The sequence below is a fragment of the Streptomyces sp. NPDC048420 genome (assembly GCF_040651535.1).
In the GTDB taxonomy this organism is placed as follows: domain Bacteria; phylum Actinomycetota; class Actinomycetes; order Streptomycetales; family Streptomycetaceae; genus Streptomyces.
In genome coordinates this window covers 387,884-408,446 of the sequence record NZ_JBEZKG010000001.1, presented here as the reverse complement: position 1 = coordinate 408,446, position 20,563 = coordinate 387,884, and the positions used below count along the sequence as shown (strand labels likewise).

At 70.7% G+C, this 20,563-nt stretch carries 19 protein-coding genes and 1 pseudogene; 6 read left to right on the top strand and 14 right to left on the bottom strand.

Features of this window, described 5'->3' with window-relative positions; genetic code table 11:
• Window positions 1–21: 21 nt before the first annotated feature.
• From AB0D34_RS01670 to AB0D34_RS01630, 9 genes are all read right to left on the bottom strand, one after another.
• Window positions 22–621 (bottom strand): hypothetical protein, encoded by a 600-nt coding sequence (locus tag AB0D34_RS01670; protein WP_362654848.1) that lies wholly within the window; start codon window positions 619–621, stop codon window positions 22–24.
• Window positions 618–1,478, bottom strand: coding sequence for a carbohydrate ABC transporter permease (locus AB0D34_RS01665; protein WP_362654845.1), 861 nt, complete (start codon window positions 1,476–1,478; stop codon window positions 618–620). Before AB0D34_RS01665 ends, AB0D34_RS01670 begins: the two co-directional genes overlap by 4 nt.
• Window positions 1,475–2,416 (bottom strand): sugar ABC transporter permease, encoded by a 942-nt coding sequence (locus tag AB0D34_RS01660; RefSeq protein ID WP_362654842.1) that lies wholly within the window; start codon window positions 2,414–2,416, stop codon window positions 1,475–1,477. Before AB0D34_RS01660 ends, AB0D34_RS01665 begins: the two co-directional genes overlap by 4 nt.
• Complete coding sequence (locus tag AB0D34_RS01655; protein WP_362654839.1) at window positions 2,413–3,696, bottom strand: ABC transporter substrate-binding protein; 1,284 nt, start codon at window positions 3,694–3,696, stop codon at window positions 2,413–2,415. Before AB0D34_RS01655 ends, AB0D34_RS01660 begins: the two co-directional genes overlap by 4 nt.
• 71 nt (window positions 3,697–3,767) lie before the next feature.
• Entirely contained in the window at window positions 3,768–4,523 is a 756-nt protein-coding gene (locus tag AB0D34_RS01650; RefSeq protein ID WP_362654836.1) for a cupin, read from the bottom strand.
• A complete protein-coding gene (locus AB0D34_RS01645; protein WP_362654833.1) occupies window positions 4,517–5,443 on the bottom strand; it encodes a PmoA family protein in 927 nt (308 codons plus the stop codon). The genes AB0D34_RS01650 and AB0D34_RS01645 overlap by 7 nt, the downstream gene beginning before the upstream one ends.
• Window positions 5,440–6,552: a Gfo/Idh/MocA family oxidoreductase gene (locus AB0D34_RS01640; RefSeq protein WP_362654830.1), complete on the bottom strand. Its 1,113-nt coding sequence runs from the start codon at window positions 6,550–6,552 to the stop codon at window positions 5,440–5,442. The genes AB0D34_RS01645 and AB0D34_RS01640 overlap by 4 nt, the downstream gene beginning before the upstream one ends.
• 225 nt (window positions 6,553–6,777) lie before the next feature.
• The gene (locus tag AB0D34_RS01635) at window positions 6,778–7,395 is read right to left on the bottom strand and encodes a TOPRIM nucleotidyl transferase/hydrolase domain-containing protein (protein ID WP_362654827.1); all 618 of its coding nucleotides are present in this window, start codon (window positions 7,393–7,395) and stop codon (window positions 6,778–6,780) included.
• Between the two features lie 52 nt (window positions 7,396–7,447).
• Window positions 7,448–8,233: a class I SAM-dependent methyltransferase gene (locus AB0D34_RS01630; protein WP_362654824.1), complete on the bottom strand. Its 786-nt coding sequence runs from the start codon at window positions 8,231–8,233 to the stop codon at window positions 7,448–7,450.
• A gap of 159 nt (window positions 8,234–8,392) precedes the next feature.
• Between AB0D34_RS01630 and AB0D34_RS01625 the strand changes: the two genes are divergently transcribed.
• The 5 genes from AB0D34_RS01625 (at window position 8,393) to AB0D34_RS01605 (ending at window position 14,371) form a co-directional block, all read left to right on the top strand.
• Complete coding sequence (locus tag AB0D34_RS01625) at window positions 8,393–9,607, top strand: sensor histidine kinase (RefSeq protein WP_362654822.1); 1,215 nt, start codon at window positions 8,393–8,395, stop codon at window positions 9,605–9,607.
• On the top strand, window positions 9,604–10,251 hold the full coding sequence (locus AB0D34_RS01620; RefSeq protein WP_362654819.1) for a response regulator transcription factor: 648 nt from the start codon (window positions 9,604–9,606) through the stop codon (window positions 10,249–10,251). The genes AB0D34_RS01625 and AB0D34_RS01620 overlap by 4 nt, the downstream gene beginning before the upstream one ends.
• 141 nt (window positions 10,252–10,392) lie before the next feature.
• Window positions 10,393–11,535 (top strand): GNAT family N-acetyltransferase, encoded by a 1,143-nt coding sequence (locus AB0D34_RS01615; RefSeq protein WP_362654816.1) that lies wholly within the window; start codon window positions 10,393–10,395, stop codon window positions 11,533–11,535.
• 87 nt (window positions 11,536–11,622) lie between these two features.
• Window positions 11,623–12,852: a DegT/DnrJ/EryC1/StrS family aminotransferase gene (locus tag AB0D34_RS01610; protein WP_362654813.1), complete on the top strand. Its 1,230-nt coding sequence runs from the start codon at window positions 11,623–11,625 to the stop codon at window positions 12,850–12,852.
• 76 nt (window positions 12,853–12,928) lie between these two features.
• Window positions 12,929–14,371 (top strand): glyceraldehyde-3-phosphate dehydrogenase, encoded by a 1,443-nt coding sequence (locus AB0D34_RS01605; RefSeq protein WP_362654810.1) that lies wholly within the window; start codon window positions 12,929–12,931, stop codon window positions 14,369–14,371.
• 9 nt (window positions 14,372–14,380) lie between these two features.
• Here the strand turns inward: AB0D34_RS01605 and AB0D34_RS01600 are convergent, their stop codons facing one another.
• From AB0D34_RS01600 to AB0D34_RS01590, 3 genes and pseudogenes are all read right to left on the bottom strand, one after another.
• The gene (locus tag AB0D34_RS01600) at window positions 14,381–15,127 is read right to left on the bottom strand and encodes an ATP-binding cassette domain-containing protein (protein ID WP_362654807.1); all 747 of its coding nucleotides are present in this window, start codon (window positions 15,125–15,127) and stop codon (window positions 14,381–14,383) included.
• Between the two features lie 70 nt (window positions 15,128–15,197).
• A pseudogene (locus AB0D34_RS01595) lies at window positions 15,198–15,629 on the bottom strand (ABC transporter transmembrane domain-containing protein); the annotation flags it as partial.
• 24 nt (window positions 15,630–15,653) lie between these two features.
• Window positions 15,654–16,970, bottom strand: coding sequence for an FAD-binding oxidoreductase (locus AB0D34_RS01590; protein ID WP_362654804.1), 1,317 nt, complete (start codon window positions 16,968–16,970; stop codon window positions 15,654–15,656).
• Window positions 16,971–17,100: 130 nt separating this feature from the next.
• Here AB0D34_RS01590 and AB0D34_RS01585 point away from each other — a divergent pair, with 130 nt between their 5' ends.
• Complete coding sequence (locus AB0D34_RS01585; RefSeq protein ID WP_362654801.1) at window positions 17,101–18,066, top strand: WYL domain-containing protein; 966 nt, start codon at window positions 17,101–17,103, stop codon at window positions 18,064–18,066.
• Between the two features lie 10 nt (window positions 18,067–18,076).
• Here AB0D34_RS01585 and AB0D34_RS01580 read toward each other — a convergent pair whose 3' ends face one another.
• On the bottom strand, window positions 18,077–19,717 hold the full coding sequence (locus tag AB0D34_RS01580; RefSeq protein ID WP_362654798.1) for a thiamine pyrophosphate-binding protein: 1,641 nt from the start codon (window positions 19,715–19,717) through the stop codon (window positions 18,077–18,079).
• Window positions 19,714–20,502 carry a cyclase family protein gene (locus tag AB0D34_RS01575; protein ID WP_362654796.1) on the bottom strand — a complete coding sequence of 263 codons (789 nt, stop codon included), beginning with the start codon at window positions 20,500–20,502 and terminating at the stop codon, window positions 19,714–19,716. Before AB0D34_RS01575 ends, AB0D34_RS01580 begins: the two co-directional genes overlap by 4 nt.
• Between the last annotated feature and the right edge of the window lie 61 nt (window positions 20,503–20,563).

The window sequence follows — 20,563 nt, the reverse complement described above, 5'->3', positions numbered from 1 at the left end:
TCGTGACCGTCGCCGTACACCTCAGGCACTCTGATGGTCCGTCAGCCGGACGTGGACGGCCGTCAGCGCCAGCGCCAGCGGCCCGGGCACCAGGAAGGCCAGCGGCACCAGCATCCACGCGCACAGAGCCGCCGTGGCCACGGCGAGCAGCACCAGCACGCTCCCGCCGACGTCCCGCACCGCGTCCTGGCCGGCTTCCCGCACGGCGGCCGGCCAGTCGGTGAGCGACTCCGGGCGGGCGCAGGCCCGCAGGCCCACGACAAGGGCGGCCGCACCGATTCCGGCGGCCACCACCGCGAACAGGGGCGCCCCCGGCAGCCCGGCGCCGGCGAGCGCCAGGTCCGCCAGGAACAGCAGACCACCGGCGAGGGCCACGGCGCCCGCCGCCAGGTCTCCGGCCCGCAGCCGTCGCCGTAGCAACGCGAAGTACCGTCCGGCGGTAGCGGGTTGGCCCTCCCCCGCGCCCCGCAGGACCGCGCACGCGGTCGACAGCGCGGCCGGGGCCGTCACAACCGGGAGGCACACCAGGGCCGTTGCCAGGCCGACGCTCAGCATGTCGGCGAACAGGGTCATCCGGGGTCCGAAGACCTCACCGGGCTCACGAGCACGCATGTCACTCATCCCTTGAGTCCCGAACTGGCCATGCCCTCCACCAGGAACCGCTGGAAGGCCAGGAAGAACAGCACGATCGGCAGCAGGGCGATCACCGACATCGCGAACATCGGGCCGAACGCCGACTGGCTGGAAGCGTCCACGAACGACCTGAGGGCGAGCGTGAGCGTGAACTTGTCGGGGTCGAAGAGGTAGATGAGCTGGGTGAAGAAGTCGTTCCAGGTCCAGATGAAGGTGAAGATCGCCGTGGTGATCAGCGCGGGCCTGGTCAGCGGCAGCACGATCTGGAAGAAGCTGCGGAAGGGCCCGCAGCCGTCGATGCGGGCGGCCTCCTCCAGCTCGCGCGGCAGGCCGCGCATGAACTGCACGATGAGGAAGACGAAGAACGCCTCCGTGGCCAGGAACTTGGGCAGGATCAGCGGCCAGTAGGTGTTCACCAGGCCGAGCTTGTTGAAGATGATGTACTGCGGGATCAGGATCGCGTGGTGCGGCAGCATGATCGTGGCGATCATGAAGGCGAACATCGGGCCGCGGAAGCGGAACCGCAGACGGGCGAAGGCGTAGGCGGCCAGCGAGCAGCTGATGACGTTGCCGAGGACCGCGCCGCCCGCGATCAGCAGGGAGTTGGACAGCAGCCGCCAGATGGAGACGTCGTTGACACCCTCGAAGGCGGTCTCGTAGTTGGACCACTCCAGATGGCTCGGCAGGAGGTCGAGGCTGGCGATGACCTCGTCGGCGGGCTTGAGCGAGGTGGCGAGGAGCCAGGCCAGCGGGTACAGCATCACGAGCAGGGCGGCCAGACAGCCGAGGTGCAGGGCGACCCGGCCCCAGCGAACGGGCTTGCGAACAACGGCGGTTGTGGTCATCGGTCCCCCTCGGACGCGTAGAAGACCCAGGAACGCGAGGTACGGAACAGCACCGCCGTGACGACGCCGATGACCAGGAGCAGCACCCAGGCCATCGCGGAGGCGTAGCCCATGTGGGAGGCGACGAAGCCCCGGTCGTAGAGGTACATCGTGTAGACGAGGGTGGAGTCCGCGGGACCGCCCTTGCCCGCGCTCACCGCGAAGGCGGGCGTGAAGACCTGGAAGGCCTGGATGGTCTGCAGAACCAGGTTGAAGAAGAGGACCGGGGACAGCATGGGAACGGTGACGGACAGGAACTGCCGCCACCGACCGGCCCCGTCGACGGCCGCCGCCTCGTACAGCTCGGCGGGTATCTGTTGCAGGCCCGCGAGGAAGATCACCATCGGTGCCCCGAACTGCCACACCGTCAGCAGCGCGACGGCCAGCAGCGCCCAGCCCGGCTTGTTCACCCAGCCACCGGTGCCGAACAGGTTGTCCACCGTGCCGCCGTCGTTGAAGACCGCCCGCCAGACCAGCGCGATCGACATGGAGGCGCCGAGCAGCGAGGGAGCGTAGAACGCGGAGCGGTAGAAGGCCTTGCCGTGCTTCATGGACTTCAGGGCGAGCGCGACGACCAGGGCCAGCGCCAGTTGCAAGGGGACGGCTATGACGACGTACAGGAGGGTCGTCGTGACCGAACGCCAGTAGCGCGGGTCCTCGGTGAACATCTGCGTGTAGTTGCGCAAGCCCACCCAGTGGGGCGGGTCGAAGAGGTTGTAGTCGGTGAAGGACAGGTACAGCGAGACGGCCATCGGCAGCAGGGTCAGCACGATCGCGCCGAGGACCCACGGGGAGAGGAACACCCAGGCTGCGCCCTGGCGTTCGCGCTTGGGGCTGCGCTTCGAGGTGGCGGCGGTGGCGCGTTTCCCACCCGTCGGGATCGCGGTGGTGGTGGTCATGACCTCAGCTCCGCCTTCGCCTCGGTGACGTAGTTCTCGGCGGCCTCGCGGGGCGACATGCGCTCGTAGGAGACCTGGTCGTAGTCGCGCTGGAAGGTGGACTGGAGGGCGTTGTCGCCGGAGGGCGGGGCCTGCGGCGGGTCCTTCAACTTCCCTTCCAGGGAGGCCTGGTAGTCGGCCACCGTCTCGTCGAAGTCCTTCAGGAGCGGCGCGGTCTCCTTCCGGATGGACTCGTTGACGGGGATGCCCCGGGTGGCGCCGAGGATCTTCGCCGCGGCCTGGTCGTTGAGGAGGAAGTCGACGAGCTGGGCCGCCTCCTTGGCGTGGCCTGAGTCGGCGGAGACGCCGAGGAACATGGACGGCTTGAAGTACTGGCCGGGCGTGCCGTCGGAGCCGGACGGCATGGGTGCCAGCGCGATCCCGGTCGGGATGAGGGCGAGGTAACCGCTGGACGGAGCGTCCCAGTTGGTGTCGGAGACCGCTTTGCCGCGGCCCAGCGGGGTGTTCTCGACCGAGCCGTCGAGCTGGGTGGTCTGCTCGGCCGGGGAAACCGCGCCCGCACGCCTCAACTTGTCCGTGAAGGTCCACCACTTGGTGAGGTCGTCGGCGGTGAAGCCCAGTCCCCCGCTCTTGGTGTAGAGGGCCTTGTCCTGTCCGCGCAGCCAGACCTCGAAGGCGTCCTCGCTCCACCCGGGATCGGTGGCGCCCGGTTCGCCGGTCTTCTGCTTGAGCGCGCGCACAGCGTCGGCCCAGTCGTCCCAGGTCCATCCCTGCTCGGGGAGCGGAACTCGCGAGTCCTTCCAGGTCTTGACGTCGTAGACGACGGTCTCGGTGCCCCGGCCCTGCGGGATGGCGTACTGGGTGCCGTCCACCCGGCCGGTGGCGAGCAGTCCGGAGTCGATCTCGGAGGTGCGGAGCACGGCCTTCTGCTTCGCCAGGTCGAGCAGGACCCCGCCGGACGCGTACTGGTCGATCTGGCGGTAGTCGAGCTGCATCACGTCGGGTGCGTCGCCGCCCGTGGCCTGGACGGCGAGCTTCTGCTTGTAGGCGTCGTAACCCGAGAACGACGTCTGCACCTGGATGTTCGGGTGCTGTTTCTCGAACAGGGCGACGGCCTGCTCGGTGCGTTCCGCGCGGTCGGGGTTGCCCCACCACGTGTAGCGCAGCACGACCTTTCCGCCGCCGACCGACTCCCCGGATCCCCCGCAAGCGGCCGCCAGCGCGCAGAGCGCGAGTGCGACCGCCGAAGCGCAGAACCCCTTTGTCCTGTGTCCGGGCATGCCGAGGTCACCTCTTCCCTTCCTCGGACTTTCTACGGCCCCCCTCGGAACTCCCCCCAGAACAAACCGTGTTACTCGGGCAGTGTCGTCCCCGGCAGGTTGTACTCGTCCCGGCGGCCGCACATCCCGAAGCCGCCGAGCCGGGTGGGTGCGGCCTCGTACGCGGTCGCCTCGCCGAGATACGACGGCTCCCCGGCCGCCAGCGCGTCGAGCTGGGCGCCGGTGCGCTCGGCGGTGGCCAGCGCGCCGGCCTGCCACAGCTCGCGCCAGTCGGGCACCTTCGCCCGCACGAGGCGGGCGGCGGCCCGCTGGAACTCCAGGTACGGGGCGTTGTCCCCGGCGGCCAGGGCCTCGCGCAGACCGAGATAGCCCTCGACGGCCAGGTCCCGGCGCTTTCGGGCGGCCGCGGCCGTCTCCGGACCCGTGCCGGGCGGGAGCTGCGCGGCCTCGGCGTACCGCGAGGGGTCGGCGAGGACCTCCGGAGGGAAGGTGAAGACGGCGTCCCCGGCCTCGGGCAGGCCGCTGTTCTGCATGAGCACGGTGATCCGCAGGTCGCCGCCCTGGACCATGCGGTGCACGGTGCCCGGGGTGAACCAGGCGATCGAGCCCGGCTCCAGGGGGATCTCCCGGTAGCCGTCGGGACTCAGCGTCTGCACCGCGCCCCGGCCGCCCGTGACGACGTACGCCTCGGTGCACACCAGGTGCAGATGCGGGCTGCCGCCGCAGACGCCGTCGGCGGCCTCCCAGTCGTAGGCGCTCAGGTGGGACAGGCCCACGGCGCCGGGCAGCGGGTGCGGAAACCCCGAAAGCTGCGGCCCGCTCACCACGGCAGCCCCTCCAGGTGCTCACCGACCCGTTCGGCGTCCCAGGCCCCGTCGGCCACCACCAGCCGGTAGCGGTACTCGAAGGACTCCCCCGGCAGCAGCTCGAACTCCTCGAAGAACGCCCAGGAGAACGCGACCGTCGGGAACGGCTCGGAGCGCACGAACCAGTGCGACTCGTGGATCGCGGTCTGCGCGTCAAGGTTCTCGGGGGCGTGCGCGAAGACGAGCGTGGAGTGGGCGTCCACGTCGTCGTGCTCGGTGGTGATGGCGAGCCAGGGACCCTGGCTGCCCATCAGCTTGTCCGCGTCGGCGTCGGAGCCCGGGGCGAAGACCGTGCCGCCGGTGAAGTCGCGGGGGCCGCGCCACTGGAGTCCGGTGTAGCCGGCCATCTCCCGGCCCGCGGTGGTCGGGGAGCCGAAGGAGAGGGGCTCGTCGCGGGTGTTGGTCAGGCGGATCGACCAGTCGAGGGCCCAGGATCCGGACTCCTCGTCCACCGAGTGGACGGTGATGCCGCGGACCTCGCGCGCCCACTCGGTGCCGCCGTTCTCCACCCAGGTGAGCTCCTCGGTGAGGGTGAGCCGGTCGTCCTCGATCTCCAGCGCCGGGAAACCGTCGTGCCGCATCGAACCGACACGCTCCGGCAGGGGCAGGTAACCCTGCCCGTGGACATAGCAGTTGCCGCCCCAGAAGTTCTGCCCGGACAGATGGCTGGCCGTCATCTGCAGGCCCTTGTGCCAGCGGTGGTCGTTGGGCCGGTAGCCGGTCACCGTGTTCCCGGCGAGGGTGCGCACCGGGTGGGCGTAGGGCTTCTTCGCCTCGAAGGCCTCCGGGTCGGGTCGGTAGACGTAGCGGAGGATCTCCGTGCCGTTCGCCGCCTCGACGGCGATGTGTTCGCCGTGGACGTGGCTGACGCGGATGCTCATGCGCGCTCCTTGGGGGCCCAGTGGGGGTGGTCTCCGTGCATGGCCGGGTAGAAGGGGTCACCGGGCGCGATCTCGCCCGCGTGCACGGGCTGCCCCGTGAACGCCGACTTGTAGAGCGCGGCGGCGAACTCGAGGGTGGCACGCGCGTCGGTGCCGCTGCCCGGAGGCCTGACACCGTTGTCGTACGCGTCGAGGAGCGTGCCGAGCTGGGCCGCGTGCGAGCTGGGCACGTCGGAGGCGGGCGTGCGCCAGGCGTCGGTGCGTTCGGCGCCCACGTGGGGGGCGGGCGTGTAGGTCCAGTCCTCGTTGCGGTGGCCGTACAGGTGGGTGAGTTCGACGGTCGCGTCGGCGCAGTCGATGCGGATGCGACTCACCTCGTCGGGTGACAGCACGCTGTTGACGACGGTGGCGAGGGCCCCGCTCTCGAAGCGGACGAGGGCGGTGGAGACGTCCTCGCTCTCGGTGTCGTGGACCAGCCGGGCCGCCATGGCGCGGATCTCCGCCCACGGGCCGAGCAGGTGCAGGAGGAGGTCGTACTGGTGGATGCCGTGGCCCATGGTGGGGCCGCCGCCCTCGCTGGCCCAGGTCCCGCGCCACGGTACGGCGTAGTAGGCGGCGTCCCGGTGCCAGGTGGTCTGGCAGTGCGCGACCCGGGGGGCGCCGAGCTCGCCGCTCGTGATGAGCTCGCGCGCGTGGACGGCGCCGGAGCCGTAGCGGTGCTGGAAGACCACGGAGGCGTAGGCGCCGGAGGCCTCCTCGGCCGCCGCGATCTCGTCGTACTCGGCGAGCGACAGCGTCAGCGGCTTCTCGCACAGCACCCAGGCACCCGCCTTGAGCGCGGCCACCGTCTGCTCCCGGTGCAGCGAGGGCGGGGTGCCGATGAGGACCAGGTCGGGTCGTACGGCGTCCAGCATCTCGTCCATCGAGGTGTACCCGGCGACCCCGTCGCCGGCGAGCTCCTGGAAGGCGTCGAGTCTGCCCTGGTCCACGTCCACGGCGGCGACCAGATCCACGCGCTCGGCGTGGGCCCTGAGCGCGGGCAGGTGGCTGCCGCTGACGATGGCGCCGGTACCGACCACGGCTGCGCGGCGGCGGGCTGGACGGGGCATACGGTCCTCCTCGGGCGTCCCGGCAAAAGGACGCTGACGTGCGGGGAAAGCGCTTGCTCCCCGGAGTGACCCTAGATCCCAGGCGATTGTCCTAACAAGACCCCGTGCCGTGATATCGGTGAACACGCCACGCGTACCACTCGTTCACTTGCCTGACGCAAGTAATGCGACCGCCCTCACCTCCGCCCGCTTCCTCCGGCGCCCAGGTGCGCGAGAGGCTCCCGGTCAGAGAGCGGCGAACAGGTCGTCGAGCGGGGCGGGAACGCGGTCGGGGTCGAGGGCCTCGACGAGGACCCGTCCGTAGTGGATCTTGCGCCCTTTCTTCGTACCGAAAAAGCGCCGCAACTGCTGCTGGGCGGTGCGACCCCGCTGGGCGGGCTGGGACAGGAAGGTCCGCAGAGGCCGATCGTCGCCCTGCTCGCGCACGAGTTCCGTCACCCGTTCCACGCCCAGCGCGCGGATGAGTTCGTCCTCCAGGTCCGCCGCGCAGACGAAGTACCCGTGCGGTGCCGCGCCGGCCCGCTCCCAGCCCCGGGCGTAGAAGGGCCGCTCCCGCTCGTCGCACAGACCTGTCAGGCGCAGGCCCAGGCCCGACGGGCCGAGCAGACCGGCGAAGCGGCCGACACTCATCGCCCCGCCCATCGCCAGGACGCAGAGCCCCTCGACGGCCAGGTCCCGGCCCCGGCTCGCGGCCAGCGCGTCGACCGCTGCCACGTCGCTCGGCCCTTCGAGCAGGACGACGGTCCCGACGGACAGCCGTGCGGCCAGCTCGCGTGCGGGGCCCTCCGGGCCACCGGCCGCCCACGCCGTGACCGCGTCCCGGAACTCCCCCATGTCAGCCATGGCACGAGTCTGTGCCCTCACCCGCCCCGACGGTAGGCAATTTCCGCCGGGCTCACCGGCTCGTCTCCCCGTGCGTCACCCGGATCTTGGACTGGCCGTGCGGGAGCTGCTCCCAGTCGTCCATGAACCGGGCCCGCAGGCCGTGCCGCTCGGCGAGGGCGACGAGCGTCTCGACCCGGTAGTAGAAGTCCTCCCGGAGCACATGGTGTTCCTCGCCCTCGGTGCGGTCGAACGTGAAGTCGAACCAGCCGCCGGGAGCGAGCACCCGGCCGACATGGGCCAGGCACTCCTCGATCACCGGGAGCGGCGAGTGCGAGAAGACGCTGTGCGCGTGGACGACGTCGAAGTGGGCGTCCGGCAGGAAGCGCAAGGTCAGGTCGCGGACCGGCGTCAGCGTCGGCAACCGCTTCTCCAGGCCCATCTCCACGATCGTGTCCTGTGCGGCGAAGAGGATGTCGGGCGAGATGTCGACGCCGTAGTAGTGGCCGGGCTCCAGGTGGCGGATGAACCGCCAGCCGCCGCGCAGGTTGCCGCAGCCGATCTCCAGCATGCGGTGCTCGGGGCGCAGACCATGGCCGACCAGGTAGTCGAACTGCATCGCCCCGAGCGTCAGCCAGCGTTCCCGGTTGCGGCTGCCGACGGCCAGGTCGGGATCGGCCTGGGTGTCGGAGCGCATCACGGCCCGGTAGTAGGCGATGTGGTCCGAGTGACGGCGGCTGAGCCACAGGTCGCGGGCGGCGCGGGCCAGATGGCGGGGCACCCGGTCGGGGTGGCGCAGGGCGTAGCCGACGCGGTGGCCGAGGGCGGCGCGGTTGGCGGTGAGGTTCTTGGCGGGCATCCTGAGACCTTTCGGAGATCGTCGTTGTGCTGCCAGCCTCGGTGCGGCGGCGGTGCCTCAGGCTCGGTCAACAGGCTTCGGCCCCGGGGAGGTTCGGGTGACCGCCATGTCAGCCGATCGGTTGATGCGCTGCCGCGTCCGTCGCGTTAGACACGGAGCATGAACCACACCGAACGGAGCTTGAACCACACCGATCCGGACGAGCGCTGGCTGGGCGCGATCGTGCACGGCGCGTTCTTCCTGCTCCTGGGCTCGTCGTTCGCCCGCTTCCTCTCCCGCGACCAGGGTGGGGCGCGCACCGGCTGGGTGGTGGCGCTGTTCGTCTTCTTCTGTCTTCTCTACGTTCTCGGGCATCTGCTCGCCCCGCCACCCCGGCCGGGCCTGTCACCCACCCGGCGGCATCTGCTCTGGCTGGGCTCGGCCACCGCCGTCTGGGTCGTCCTGCTCGCCCTCGCGCCGAGCGCCACCTGGTGCGTGATGCCCCTGCTGTTCGCCGGGCTGCACGCCCTGCCGCCGAGGATCGCGGTACCGGCGGCGGCCCTGCTCACGGCACTCGTCGTCGTGTCGGAGATACGGGTGGCGGACGGGCCGCTCAACCCGAACATGGTCGTGGCCCCGCCGGCCGTCGCCGCGGTCGCCACCGCCGTACTGGTGCATCTGCAACGGCAGGGCGCCCGCCAGCGCGTACTGATCGAGGACCTGATGCGCACCCGGAGCGAACTCGCCGCCACCGAACGGCGGGCCGGGGTGCTGGCCGAGCGCCAGCGGCTGTCCGCGGAGATCCACGACACCCTCGCGCAGGGGCTGTCCAGCCAGCGGATGCTGCTCCAGGCCGCCGAGCGGACGTGGGGCACGGACGAGGAGGCGGCCCGGGGACATGTCCGGGCGGCGGCGGAGATCACCTCGCACAGCCTCGCCGAGGCCCGTCGCTTCGTGCACGACCTGGCTCCGGCCGATCTCGCGGAGCGTTCCCTGACGGAGGCGCTCGGGGACCTGGCCCGGCGCGAGAGCGGTCCGGGGCTGACCGTGGAGTTCCGGCTCGACGGGGAACCGGGCCCGCTGCCGGAGCGGGTCGCGGCGGCGCTGCTGCGGATCGCTCAGGGCGCGCTGGCCAACGTACGCGAGCACGCGGCGGCGACCCGGGCCGCGCTCACACTGACCTGGCTTGACGACCAGGTCTCGCTGGACGTCGCCGACAACGGACGGGGCCTGGCGCACCCCCCGTCGCCGTCGTCGCCGCGCGGGCACGGGCTCCCCGCCATGCGGATCCGGGCCAGCCAGGCCGGCGGCGCCCTCACCGTGGAGTCGACGCCGGGCGAGGGCACCGTGGTGTCGGTCGCCGTCCCGCTCGTGATCAAGGAGCCCGCCCTGTGAGTACGACCGCCCCCTCCTCCCCCGTCCGGCTGCTGCTCTGCGACGACCATGCCGTCGTACGGGCCGGTCTGCGCGCCCTGCTCTCCAGCGCGGACGGCATCGACGTGGTCGGGGAGGCGGCAACCGGTGAGGAGGCGCTCGCGATGACGGCCCATCTGAGCCCCGACGTCGTGCTGATGGATCTCCAACTCGACGGCGGCATGGACGGAGTGACAGCCACTCGGGAGCTCACCGGCCGGGGTGAGCGCGGCCCTCGCGTGCTGGTGCTGACCATGTTCGACACCGACGCCGACATCACCCGCGCCATCGAGGCGGGTGCCACCGGCTACCTCCTGAAGGCCGAGCAGCCCGAGGAGTTGTTCACGGCCATCCGCGATGCCGCGTCCGGCCGCGGCACGCTCTCCGCGCCGGTGGCCGACCGGCTGCTGACCCGGCTGCGCAGCCCTCTCCCCACCCTGTCCGCCCGGGAGCAGGAGATCCTCGCGCAGCTGGCCCGCGGTCTCGGCAACCGGGAGATCGCCCGGGCGCTGTTCATCAGCGAGGCCACCGTCAAGACCCATCTGGGCCGGATCTACGGCAAGTTGGGGGTCGACACCCGGGCGGGTGCGGTGGCCGTCGCCAAGGAACGGCGGCTGTTGTCGTGACCGCCCGCGGGAACCATGGGTATCCGTTCGGCGTCGTTCCGTTACAGCAGGCACCCTTGACAGCGTGCGTACTGTTTCGCGACGTTTGATCCTTGCCGACCGTTCGATCGGCAATGGGGGAATTGGGGGGTGCGGTCGCCCATGCGATCGATGAGCAGTGACACGGACATCACCATCCACAGACCCGAGGAGCTCGGTGCCTCGCTGCGGGGGGCCTGGCACCGGGCGATGGACGAATCACCCGAGTACGCCAACCCGTTCCTGGCACCCGAGTTCGCGGCCGGCATCGGCAGACATCGCCGCGGCACCGCCCGGGTGGCGGTGCTGCACCAGCGCGGCGAGGCCGTGGGCTTCCTCCCGTACGAACGCAACTCCTTCGGCGTCGGCCGGGCCATCGGGCTCGGGCTCTCCGACTGCCAGGGGCTCGTGCACCGCCCGGGGTTCACCTGGGACACCCGTGCGCTGCTCAGGGCCTGCCGGCTCTCGGTGTTCGAGTTCGACCACCTCGTCGAGGAGCAGAGGCCCTTCGCCCCGTATGTCACGGGGACCTTCGCCTCACCGGTGATCGATCTGAAGGTCGGCAGCGACAGTTACCCGGAGTGGCTGCGCGGCGCGTACCCGGGACTCGCCAAGACGACGCTCAAGAAGGAACGCCGGCTCGGGCGCGACCTGGGCGAGATGCGCTTCGTGTTCGACGAACGCGACCCGGGGGCGCTGCGCACGCTGATGCGCTGGAAGTCCGCCCAGTACCGCAGGACAGGCCGGATGGACCGGTTCGCGCGGCCCTGGATCGTGGAGCTGGTGGAGGACCTGTTCCAGGTCCGCGAGGAGCACTTCACCGGGGTCCTGTCGGTGGTGTACGCCGGGGACCGGCCGGTGGCCGCCCATTTCGGGCCGCTCTCCCGCACCGTGTTCGCGCCCTGGTTCACCGCGTACGACCCCGAGCTGCGCTACTACTCCCCCGGCCTGGTCATGCACCTGCGGATGGCGGAGGCGGCGGGCCGGCGCGGGGCGCGGCTCATGGACATGGGGCGGGGCGACAAGGAGTGGAAGGACCGGCTCAAGACCCGTGAGCTGCGCGTGGCGGAAGGATTCGCCACCCGTCCGCACCCGGTCGCGACGGCCCACAGCCTGTGGCGCCGCCCGGTGCGGGGCCTGCGCAACACGGTCAACGCCCACCCCGCCCTGCGCGAGCCCGCCGACCGGCTCCTGAAGACCGTCGGCACCCTGCGCACGTCCGGGCAGCACTCGGACTCCGACAGAGCGGGCCCGATGGCGAGCTGAACGCCGGTTCACCCACAGCGCCCCCTCGGCTCGCCGCGGGGGACACGAACGTGCCGTTCTCCCCGCCCATCGACACGAGGGGTGCCGATGCCGTACGGCTCGCGGCTGGCCGCGACGATGACCCAGCGACTGGGACGCGAATGCGTCTACACACCCTCGGCCCGACTGGCCCTGTATCTGGCGCTCAGGCGCTGGTGCCGGCCGGGCGCGCGGGTGCTGATGTCCCCGGTGAACGACGACGTGATCCTGTTCGTGGTCCTTGCGGCCGGGCTGCGCCCGGTGCAGGCCCCGGTGTCCGTGTGGGACGGCAACATCGACCCGGCCGCGGTACCGGAGTCGACCTGGCGCGGTGTGGACGCCGTCCTGACCACCAACCTGTACGGGGTGCCCGACCGGGTCCTCGAACTGCGCCGCCGCTGCGCGCAGTTGGGGATCCCGCTGTTCGAGGACGCGGCGCACGCCATCGGCAGCCATGTGGACGGGCAGCCGGTCGGGACCTTCGGCAAGGCGGCGGTGTTCAGCCTGTCCAAGCACGTTGCGGGGATGGCGGGCGGTTTCCTCGCCGTCGAGGACGCGCGCTCCCGACGGGAGCTGGAGGTGCTGCGGGACGATCTGCTCACCCCGGGCCGGCTGCGCGAGGACCTCGCCACGACACTGCGCCCGCTGGCCAGGTCGACGATCCGCACCCTGCGTCTGGTGCGACCGGTGTGGCGGACGATGGAGGGCCTCGGACTGCTGGAGCGCGACGCGTTCCGGATGGCGCTGCACGCCTCGCGGCTCACGGCGTCCGCGAGGGAGGCGCCGAGTCTCGCGGCGTACGAGCGGTGGGTCCGCGTCGACCTGCACGGTTACCGCTCCCGGCACGGTTCACTGGTCCGCGGCCAGCTGAGGCTGCGCCTGGCCCGTCTCGACGAGGACCTCGCCCGGCGCCGGGCCGGGGTCTCCCTCCTCGCGGGGACGCCCTGGGCCACTCCGGCGCTGCGCGACCGTACCGCCCACGACGGCCCCCTGCCGCTCTTCCGGGTGCCGCTCCTGGTCCACGACCGGGACGATCTCGTGCGGCGGCTGGTGCGGCACGACGTGGTCTCGGGCTACATCTACGACCCGCCGCTGGACGACTACGCGGGCGCGGAGTTCGTCGAGCCCTCCCCCGACCCGGCGCCCGCCCGCTGGTTCGCGGCCCACGCGCTCCCGGCCGATCCGCTCCTCGCTCGCAGGATCATGGCCGCGTTCGCGAAGGAGCGGGTGGCCGACGCGCACCCCTCACTGCTGCGGCCGGTCCCCGACACCGCATCGCCCCGGTTGCTGGGGCAGTGAGCTGCGCCACCCCGATGATCGATCAAAGCATCAGGGGGTTAGCATATGAGCGCCGCCTAGCTCGAAAGAGAATTCTGTGACTGTCAAGGACGACTCGTTCACCGACTGGAAGAACCGCGAGGAGATCGCGGAATCGATGATCCCGATGATCGGGAGGCTGCACAGGGAGCGGGACGTAACGGTTCTGCTGCACAGCCGCTCCCTGGTGAACAAGTCGGTGGTCAGCATCCTCAAGACCCACCGGTTCGCCCGGCAGATCGCCGGTGAGGAGCTCTCGGTCACCGACACCCTGCCCTTCGTCCAGGCGCTCACCGCGCTGGACCTCGGCCCCTCGCAGATCGACATCGGCCGGCTCGCGGAGATCTACAAGGCCGACGACCGCGGTCTGTCGGTGGCGGAGTTCACCGCGGAGGCCGTGGCCGGCGCGACGGGCGGCAACAAGATCGACCGGCGTGAGCCACGGGATGTCGTCCTCTACGGCTTCGGCCGCATCGGGCGTCTGGTGGCCCGGCTGCTGATCGAGAAGGCCGGTTCCGGCAACGGACTGCGCCTGCGCGCGATCGTGGTGCGCGGGGGCGGCGAACAGGACATCGTCAAGCGGGCCTCGCTGCTGCGCCGGGACTCCATCCACGGCCAGTTCCAGGGCACGATCACCGTCGACGAGGCCGAGAGCGCGATCATCGCCAACGGCAACACCATCAAGGTGATCTACGCCAACGACCCCTCCGAGGTCGACTACACGGCGTACGGCGTCAACAACGCCATCCTCATCGACAACACCGGCAAGTGGCGCGACCGCGAGGGCCTCTCGCAGCATCTGCGCCCCGGCATCGACAAGGTGGTGCTGACCGCGCCGGGCAAGGGCGACGTCCCCAACATCGTGCACGGCGTCAACCACGACACCATCAAGCCGGACGAGCAGATCCTGTCCTGCGCGTCCTGCACCACCAACGCGATCGTGCCGCCGCTGAAGGCGATGGCCGACGAGTACGGCGTGCTGCGCGGTCACGTGGAGACGGTCCACTCGTTCACCAACGACCAGAACCTGCTGGACAACTACCACAAGGCGGACCGACGGGGCCGTTCGGCGCCGCTCAACATGGTCATCACGGAGACGGGCGCCGCCTCGGCCGTCGCCAAGGCGCTGCCCGACCTCAAGGCACCGATCACCGGCAGCTCGATCCGGGTGCCGGTGCCGGACGTGTCCATCGCGATCCTGAGCCTGCGCCTCGGCCGCGAGACCACCCGCGAGGAGGTCCTGGACTACCTCCGTGACGTGTCGCTGACCTCCCCGCTCAAGCGCCAGATCGACTTCACCACCGCCCCCGACGCGGTCTCCATGGACTTCGTCGGCTCCCGGCACGCCTCGATCATCGACGCCGGCGCGACGAAGGTCGACGGCGACAACGCGATCCTCTACCTCTGGTACGACAACGAGTTCGGCTACTCCTGCCAGGTGATCCGGGTCGTGCAGCACGTCTCGGGCGTGGAGTACCCGACGTATCCGTCGGCACTCTGATCAGTCTCCTCATCGCGACGCATGCTGGTCGGGGTCCGGAGCCGGCAAGGTGCTCGGCTCGTGGAACTGGTACTGACTGAGCCGGTGGTACTCACCACCGGCTCGCAGTAGCTGCCTGTGCGTTCCCTTCTCCACGATCCGGCCGTCCCGCAGTACGACGATGACGTCGGCGTCGCGGATCGTGGAGAGCCGGTGGGCGATCACCAGGCAGGTGCGGCCATGCCGCAGCCGCGAGGTCGCCCGTTGCAGGAGGAGCTCGGTGCGGGCGTCGACCGCACTGGTGGCCTCATGGAGGATCAGCACGGCCGGGTCGGCGATGAACGCGCGGGCGATGCAGATCAGTTGTCGCTCGCCCTCGCTCAGGCGTCCGTCCGCACTGCCGACCACCGTGTCGTAGCCCTGTGGAAGGGCGTTCACGATGTGGCTGACACCGCAGGCCTCAGCGGCCTGTTCGACCTGCCCGAGTGTGGCATCCGGGCGCCCGTAGGCGATGTTGTCGCGAATGGTTCCGCCGAACAGCCACGGCTCCTGAGGAACGAGCCCGATCTCGGAGCGCAACGCGTCCCGAGACACCGAGGTGATGTCCGTGCCGTCGACGAGGACGCGTCCACTGCCGACGTCGTGAAACCGCATCAACAGTTTCATCAGGGTCGTCTTCCCGGCGCCCGACGCGCCGACGATCGCCGCGGTCCGCCCCGGCTCGACGACCAGGTCGAGGTCCTTGATGGTCGGCTCGCGGTCGTAGCCGAACGACACGTGCTCGAACGTGATCCGGCGCGGCCGAACGGCCGGCAGCCGTCCCTGGCGCACGCAACGCCATACAGGCTCCGCCCAGCATCGTGATCGGTGCGGCGACCACCACTGTGCCGAAGGTGAGCAGGAGCGCCTGTATCTGCTGCACGTCGTCGGTGCTGCGAGTGATCAGCGTCGGCGTGCCGAAGTCCTGATGTTCCCGGCTGGAGAACGTGGCGATCTTGTCGTAGACGTCTGACCGCAGGTCGTGCGCGGCGTTTGTGGCTGCGCGCGTTCCGGCATACGACGAGATCACCGCTGCCAGCAGCTGGACGACACTGACGACCACCATCCACCCGCCGGCCGTCCAGATGTGCCCGACGTCCGTGCGCAGGAGGCCGTTGTCGATCAGATCCGCATTGATCGTCGGCAGATACAAGGTGGCGGTGACGCTGACCAACTGGAAGACGGCCACACCGGCGAACCACCTTCGATGCTTGGCGAGCTGAGCACGGACCAGACGCATCGGTCGACCTTTCGTAGGAGGTGCTCAGGCGATGACGAAGCTGGGGTGCAACAGTCCGGCGGGATCGTACTTACGGGCCAGCCGCAGCAGTCGGTCACGACGCTCGGCGTCGAACAGCTCTGCGGCGGCGCGTCGGTCGGGTCGTCCGAGAGTGAAGTTCGGCGAACTGCCTACGGCGGTTTCGGCCCAGCCGGCCAGCAGATCGTCCTGCAGCGCCCGCGCGCTTGCCGCGTTCGACTCGGTGGTCGGGGACACCACGCACAGCAGGTACGTCGCCTCACGGTGGCTGACCGCGTTCGGCACCCTCGGCGGCATGGACAGCGCTCCGCCGAGATGACGAACCGAAACGATGGAGGGAACCGACCGGCCCGGCGCCGACAGAGCGATGGCGTCGCGGAGGCGTTCCTCGTCGATCGCCCGCACCAGGACGTTGTCGGCGACATACGCATGCGGCTGATCCGGTTCGCTGAAGACGGTTTCGGACCGCCGGTACGGGATCTCCCGCAAACCGTCGTGCGCGGGTTTCAACGCCCGCAACGGGGCCACCAACTCGTCCGCCTCCGCGGCCGAACCCAGGTAGGCGATCTGGACATGGGCCATGTGCCGCTCGGAAACCTCAAGCGTGGTCATCGCCGAGGTCATCTCCGAGGGCATGGTCGCCGTCCAGTGCAGCCAGGTTGAGACCACCTCCGGCGTCTCACCCAGGTCGAACATCAGACCGCCCCCGACCAGCCTGGCGACCGGCAGCAAAGCCGTCTCCAGCCCGGTCACGATGCCGAAGCTCCCGCCACCGCCACGGAGCGCCCAGAACAGGTCCGGCTCCTCGTGTTCCGAAACCGTCAGCAGGGAGCCGTCGACGGTGACCAGCTCCAGGCGCGTGACATGGTCCGCGGCGAAGCCATGGCGACGAGCCATCAGCCCGATGCCGCCGCCGAGCGTGTAGGAGACAGCGCCGACACCGGGCATGCTCCCGGACAGCGGTGCCAGACCGTGGCGTGCGGCGGCCTCGATCACGTCGCGCCACCGCGCTCCGGCGCCCACCCATGCGGAGCCGGCACCGGGGTCGACCTCGACACGGTCCATCCTTCGCGTCGACACCAACACACCTTCACCGGCGAGCGGGTTGGCGAGTCCATGTCCCGTGGCCTGGACCGCGATCGGCATACATGACTCCGCGGCGTGCCGGACGGCCGCCGCGACGTCGCCGGCGGTGCGTGCCGCCACCACGCGGGCCGGCTGATGCTGCTCCCGCAACTGGAAGCCGGCACAGTGCTCGTCGTACTCGGCAGACCCTGGGTGGTACGCCAACGGTGATGCGGCGTCGGTCGTGTTGGCACTCATCGCGAGCAGCTTTCTGGATCGGGGGGTGCGTGCGCGCACCCACGGCGAACAGGCAGCTCGTGGGTACGCATCCACCACCCTGACCGGGATATACGCCGTATCCTGTCGCAATTCCTGAAACACTTGGTGGGTGACGCCAGACCGCTTCTTCTCCCTGATGCTGCTCCTCGAATCGAGGGATGCCGTCACCACACAGGAACTCGCCTCGGCCCTCGGGGTGTCCCTTCGCACCATCACCCGGGACCTGAACTGGCTCCGTGACGCCGGCCTGCCGGTGACCGCACAACGGGGCCGCCTCGGAGGCGTGAGCCTGCTGCCCGGTTCCGGGCTCGACCTCACGCGGCTCACACCGGGCGAGCGTGATCACCTCTCGCTCACCGGTCTGGACGAGAAGCAGCGTGCGGAGCTCGACGCATCGGCCGAAAGCCGGCGTGCGCTCTCCAAGATCGTCGCTGCACCGTCACGTCGAGGTCATGAGCTCCTGCCGCTCACCGACGTGGTGCACGTGGACAGCCGCCCCTGGCTCCGGACACGAGCTTGTGGCACGACTCCGGCTTCGCTGCTCGGCCCGGTGCGGCGAGGCCGCCGGCTACGGATCGAGTACGACAGCCCACGCGCGTCACGCCCACGCGAGCGGGTCGTGGATCCCTACGGGCTGTTCGCCAAGGCCGGCATCTGGTATCTCGTCGCCGACCGCGCCCAAGTGCCGCGGATGTACCGACTCGAACGGATCACGGCGTGGAAAGAGGTCGACCAGCCGCGACGGATCCGCGCGAACCAGACCCTGGCCACCGTCGCCGCAGCGCTCATTGACCAGTGGGAACACCAGCATGCGATCGAGGTCAGCGCCACCATCGACCAGACCCAGATCGAGCGAGCGCGACGGGTCTTCGGCCAACGACTCGTCCGGGACGACCACGAAGACTCCGCCACCGGCCACAAGGTGACGATCCGCTTCCCGCACCTGGAGGACGTACGAGCACTACTGCCGTTCGGGAGCGCCATCACTGTGCACGGCCCCACCGAAGCCAGAGCCCACCTCCGCGCCCTCGCCACCGACCTCGCCCACCACTACGCGCCCTCACCCACGCCCTGACCCGCACCACCTAGTGCCCCCGGAACGCCTCCTCCAGCCACCAGGACCCGCGGTCCCGCACCACCTTCGCATCGATCAGCAGCGGCGCGGCCCGGGGCCCGTCGACCCAGTCCTGTACGGCCTTCAGGTCGGCCCGGGTGTGCACCGTGACCGCCTCGAAGCCGTAGCCGCGGGCCACGGCCGCGATGTCGGTGGGCGGGAACTCGACCGTGTCGAGCGGGTGTCCGTCGGGTCCGAAGTGGTGGACCTCGGCTCCGTAGGCGTCGTCGTTGTACACGACGACGACCATGGGGAGCCCGAGCCGCCGTACGGTGTCCAGGTCGGCGGCGCCCATCAGCGCGCCGCCGTCACCGAGCGCGGCCACCGGCAGCCGGTCTGGGCGGGCCAGCGCCGCCCCGATCGCGGTGGCGAGCCCGAGGCCGATCGACTGGTAGGCCTGGGTGAAACAGAAGCCGTCCTGGTCGGGCACCGACAGGAACATGCTCGGGTGGCCCATGAAGTTGCCGGAGTCGACGCCGATCACCCGCTCCGCGGGGAGGATGTCGTCGAGCGCGATGCTGAGGGTCCGGGGGTCGATCCGGTCGCGGGTGCCCGAGTCCTCGTACGGCACGTCCCGCCAGCGCACGCGCGTGGCGATGGCCTCGGCGACGTCGGGGGTCCGGCTGCCCTGCCGTTTCCCGCCGCAGGCCGCCAGGACGTGCCGGGCGGTGAGTTCGACGTCGCCCATGACCCCGAGGTGCAGCTCGCGGTGCGCGCCGAGTGCCGACGGGTCGTCGTCGACCTGCACCACGGTCGTGTCGGCGCCGATCAGGGCGCCGTGCCGCATGGTCCACATGTTCAGGGCGCAGCCCCAGCCGACGATCACGTCGGCGGCTCCGACGAGTTCGGCCGCGAGCGGGGACGCGAAGCCCCCGGACACGTCGAGCGACCAGGGGTTGTCGTGGAACAGCCCGCGTGCCACGGCGGAGGTGGCCAGCAGCGCGCCGCAGTGCCCGGCGAGGTCTTCCAGGGCGTCCCGGGCGCCGGGTGAGCGCGCACCGCGCCCTGCCACGAAGACAGGCCGGTCGGCCCGGTCCAACGCCCGTGCCAGAGAGGCCACTTCGGCGGACAACGGCTCGACCGCGGGTCGCCGCGGTGGTGGTGCCGCCTGGGCGAGGGCTCCGTCGGGGACGTCCAGCGCCTGTACTTCCAGGGGGAGGTTGAGGAGAACCGTACGGCGTTCGTGCAGGGCCCGTCGCACCGCCGTGCACGTCACTTGTACGGCGTCCTCGGGCGCGCTGACCCGGATCGGGGCCGCGCCCACCGCGGCCCCCAACGCCTCCTGGTCGACGTAGAAGTTGGAGGTCGGCCGGGTCACCTCGGCCGCCAGGACGACGAGCGGCGTACAACTCTTGGCGGCCTCGGCGATGCCCGTCAGCGCGTTGGTCAGACCGGGCCCCTGGTGGACGCTCAGCGCGGCCACCGTGCCGCTCACGCGCGCGTACGCGTCGGCCATCGTCGCCGCACCGCCCTCGTGGCGGGCGGCGACGAAGCGTGCCCCGGCGGCGACCATGGCGTTGGTCAGATGGAAGTTGCCGGATCCGACGACGCCGAAGACCTGCTCGACCCCGGCCGCGTACAGGGCACGTCCGACGGCCTCCGCGACCTTCACGACCGCTCCACCAGCGCGAGCACCCGCGCGGGCGAGCCTGAGCCCGCGACGATGGGCAGCGGTCCCGCGATGACGACACTGCCGGTCGCGGGCAGCGCGGCCAGGTTCTGGAGCTGGGTGAGGCCGTACTTGTCGCTGCCCATCAGATAGGAGTGGCAGGGGAAGGCCGGCTCGAAGGAGTGCCCGCGTCCGGCGTCCGTGCCGACCGTCTCGACGCCGAGACCGATCACGGGCGACTCCTCGGCCACCCAGCGGGCGCACTCCGGGGACAGCCCGGGGGTGTGCGGACCGTTCTCGTCGGCGTTGAGGAAGTCCTCCTGGGAGTGCGAGCGGGCGTCCCACCCGGTGCGCAGGAGCAGCCAACCACCGTCCGGCAGCGGGCCGTTGCGTTCCTCCCAGCCCTTGACGTGTTCCACCTCCACCAGGAAGTCCGGGTCCTTGGCCGCCTCGGCGGTGAAGTCCAGTACGGCGGCCGGGGCGATCAGCCGGTGCACCGGCACCGAGGCCATGTCGGCGAGGTCCTGTCCGGTCACCCAGTGGTTGGGGGCGTCGAAGTGGGTGCCGGTGTGCTCGCCGCTGCGGAAGTTGTTCCAGTACCAGGCGGGTCCCCGGTCGTCGTAGCGGCTGATCTCCTCCAGCTCGAAGATCGCGGTCTGGCCGAACTGCGGCGGCAGCTGGATCACCGGGGTCGAGGACGACAACGGCGAGGTGAGATCGACGACTTCGACCGAGCGGTCGCGCAGCGCGGTCACCAACGAGACGAGGACGGACGGCTGCTCGGGCATGAGGGCCTCCTGAAACGCTCCGGGGCTGACAGCATGTCACCCACCGTCCGGGCGAGGGGGC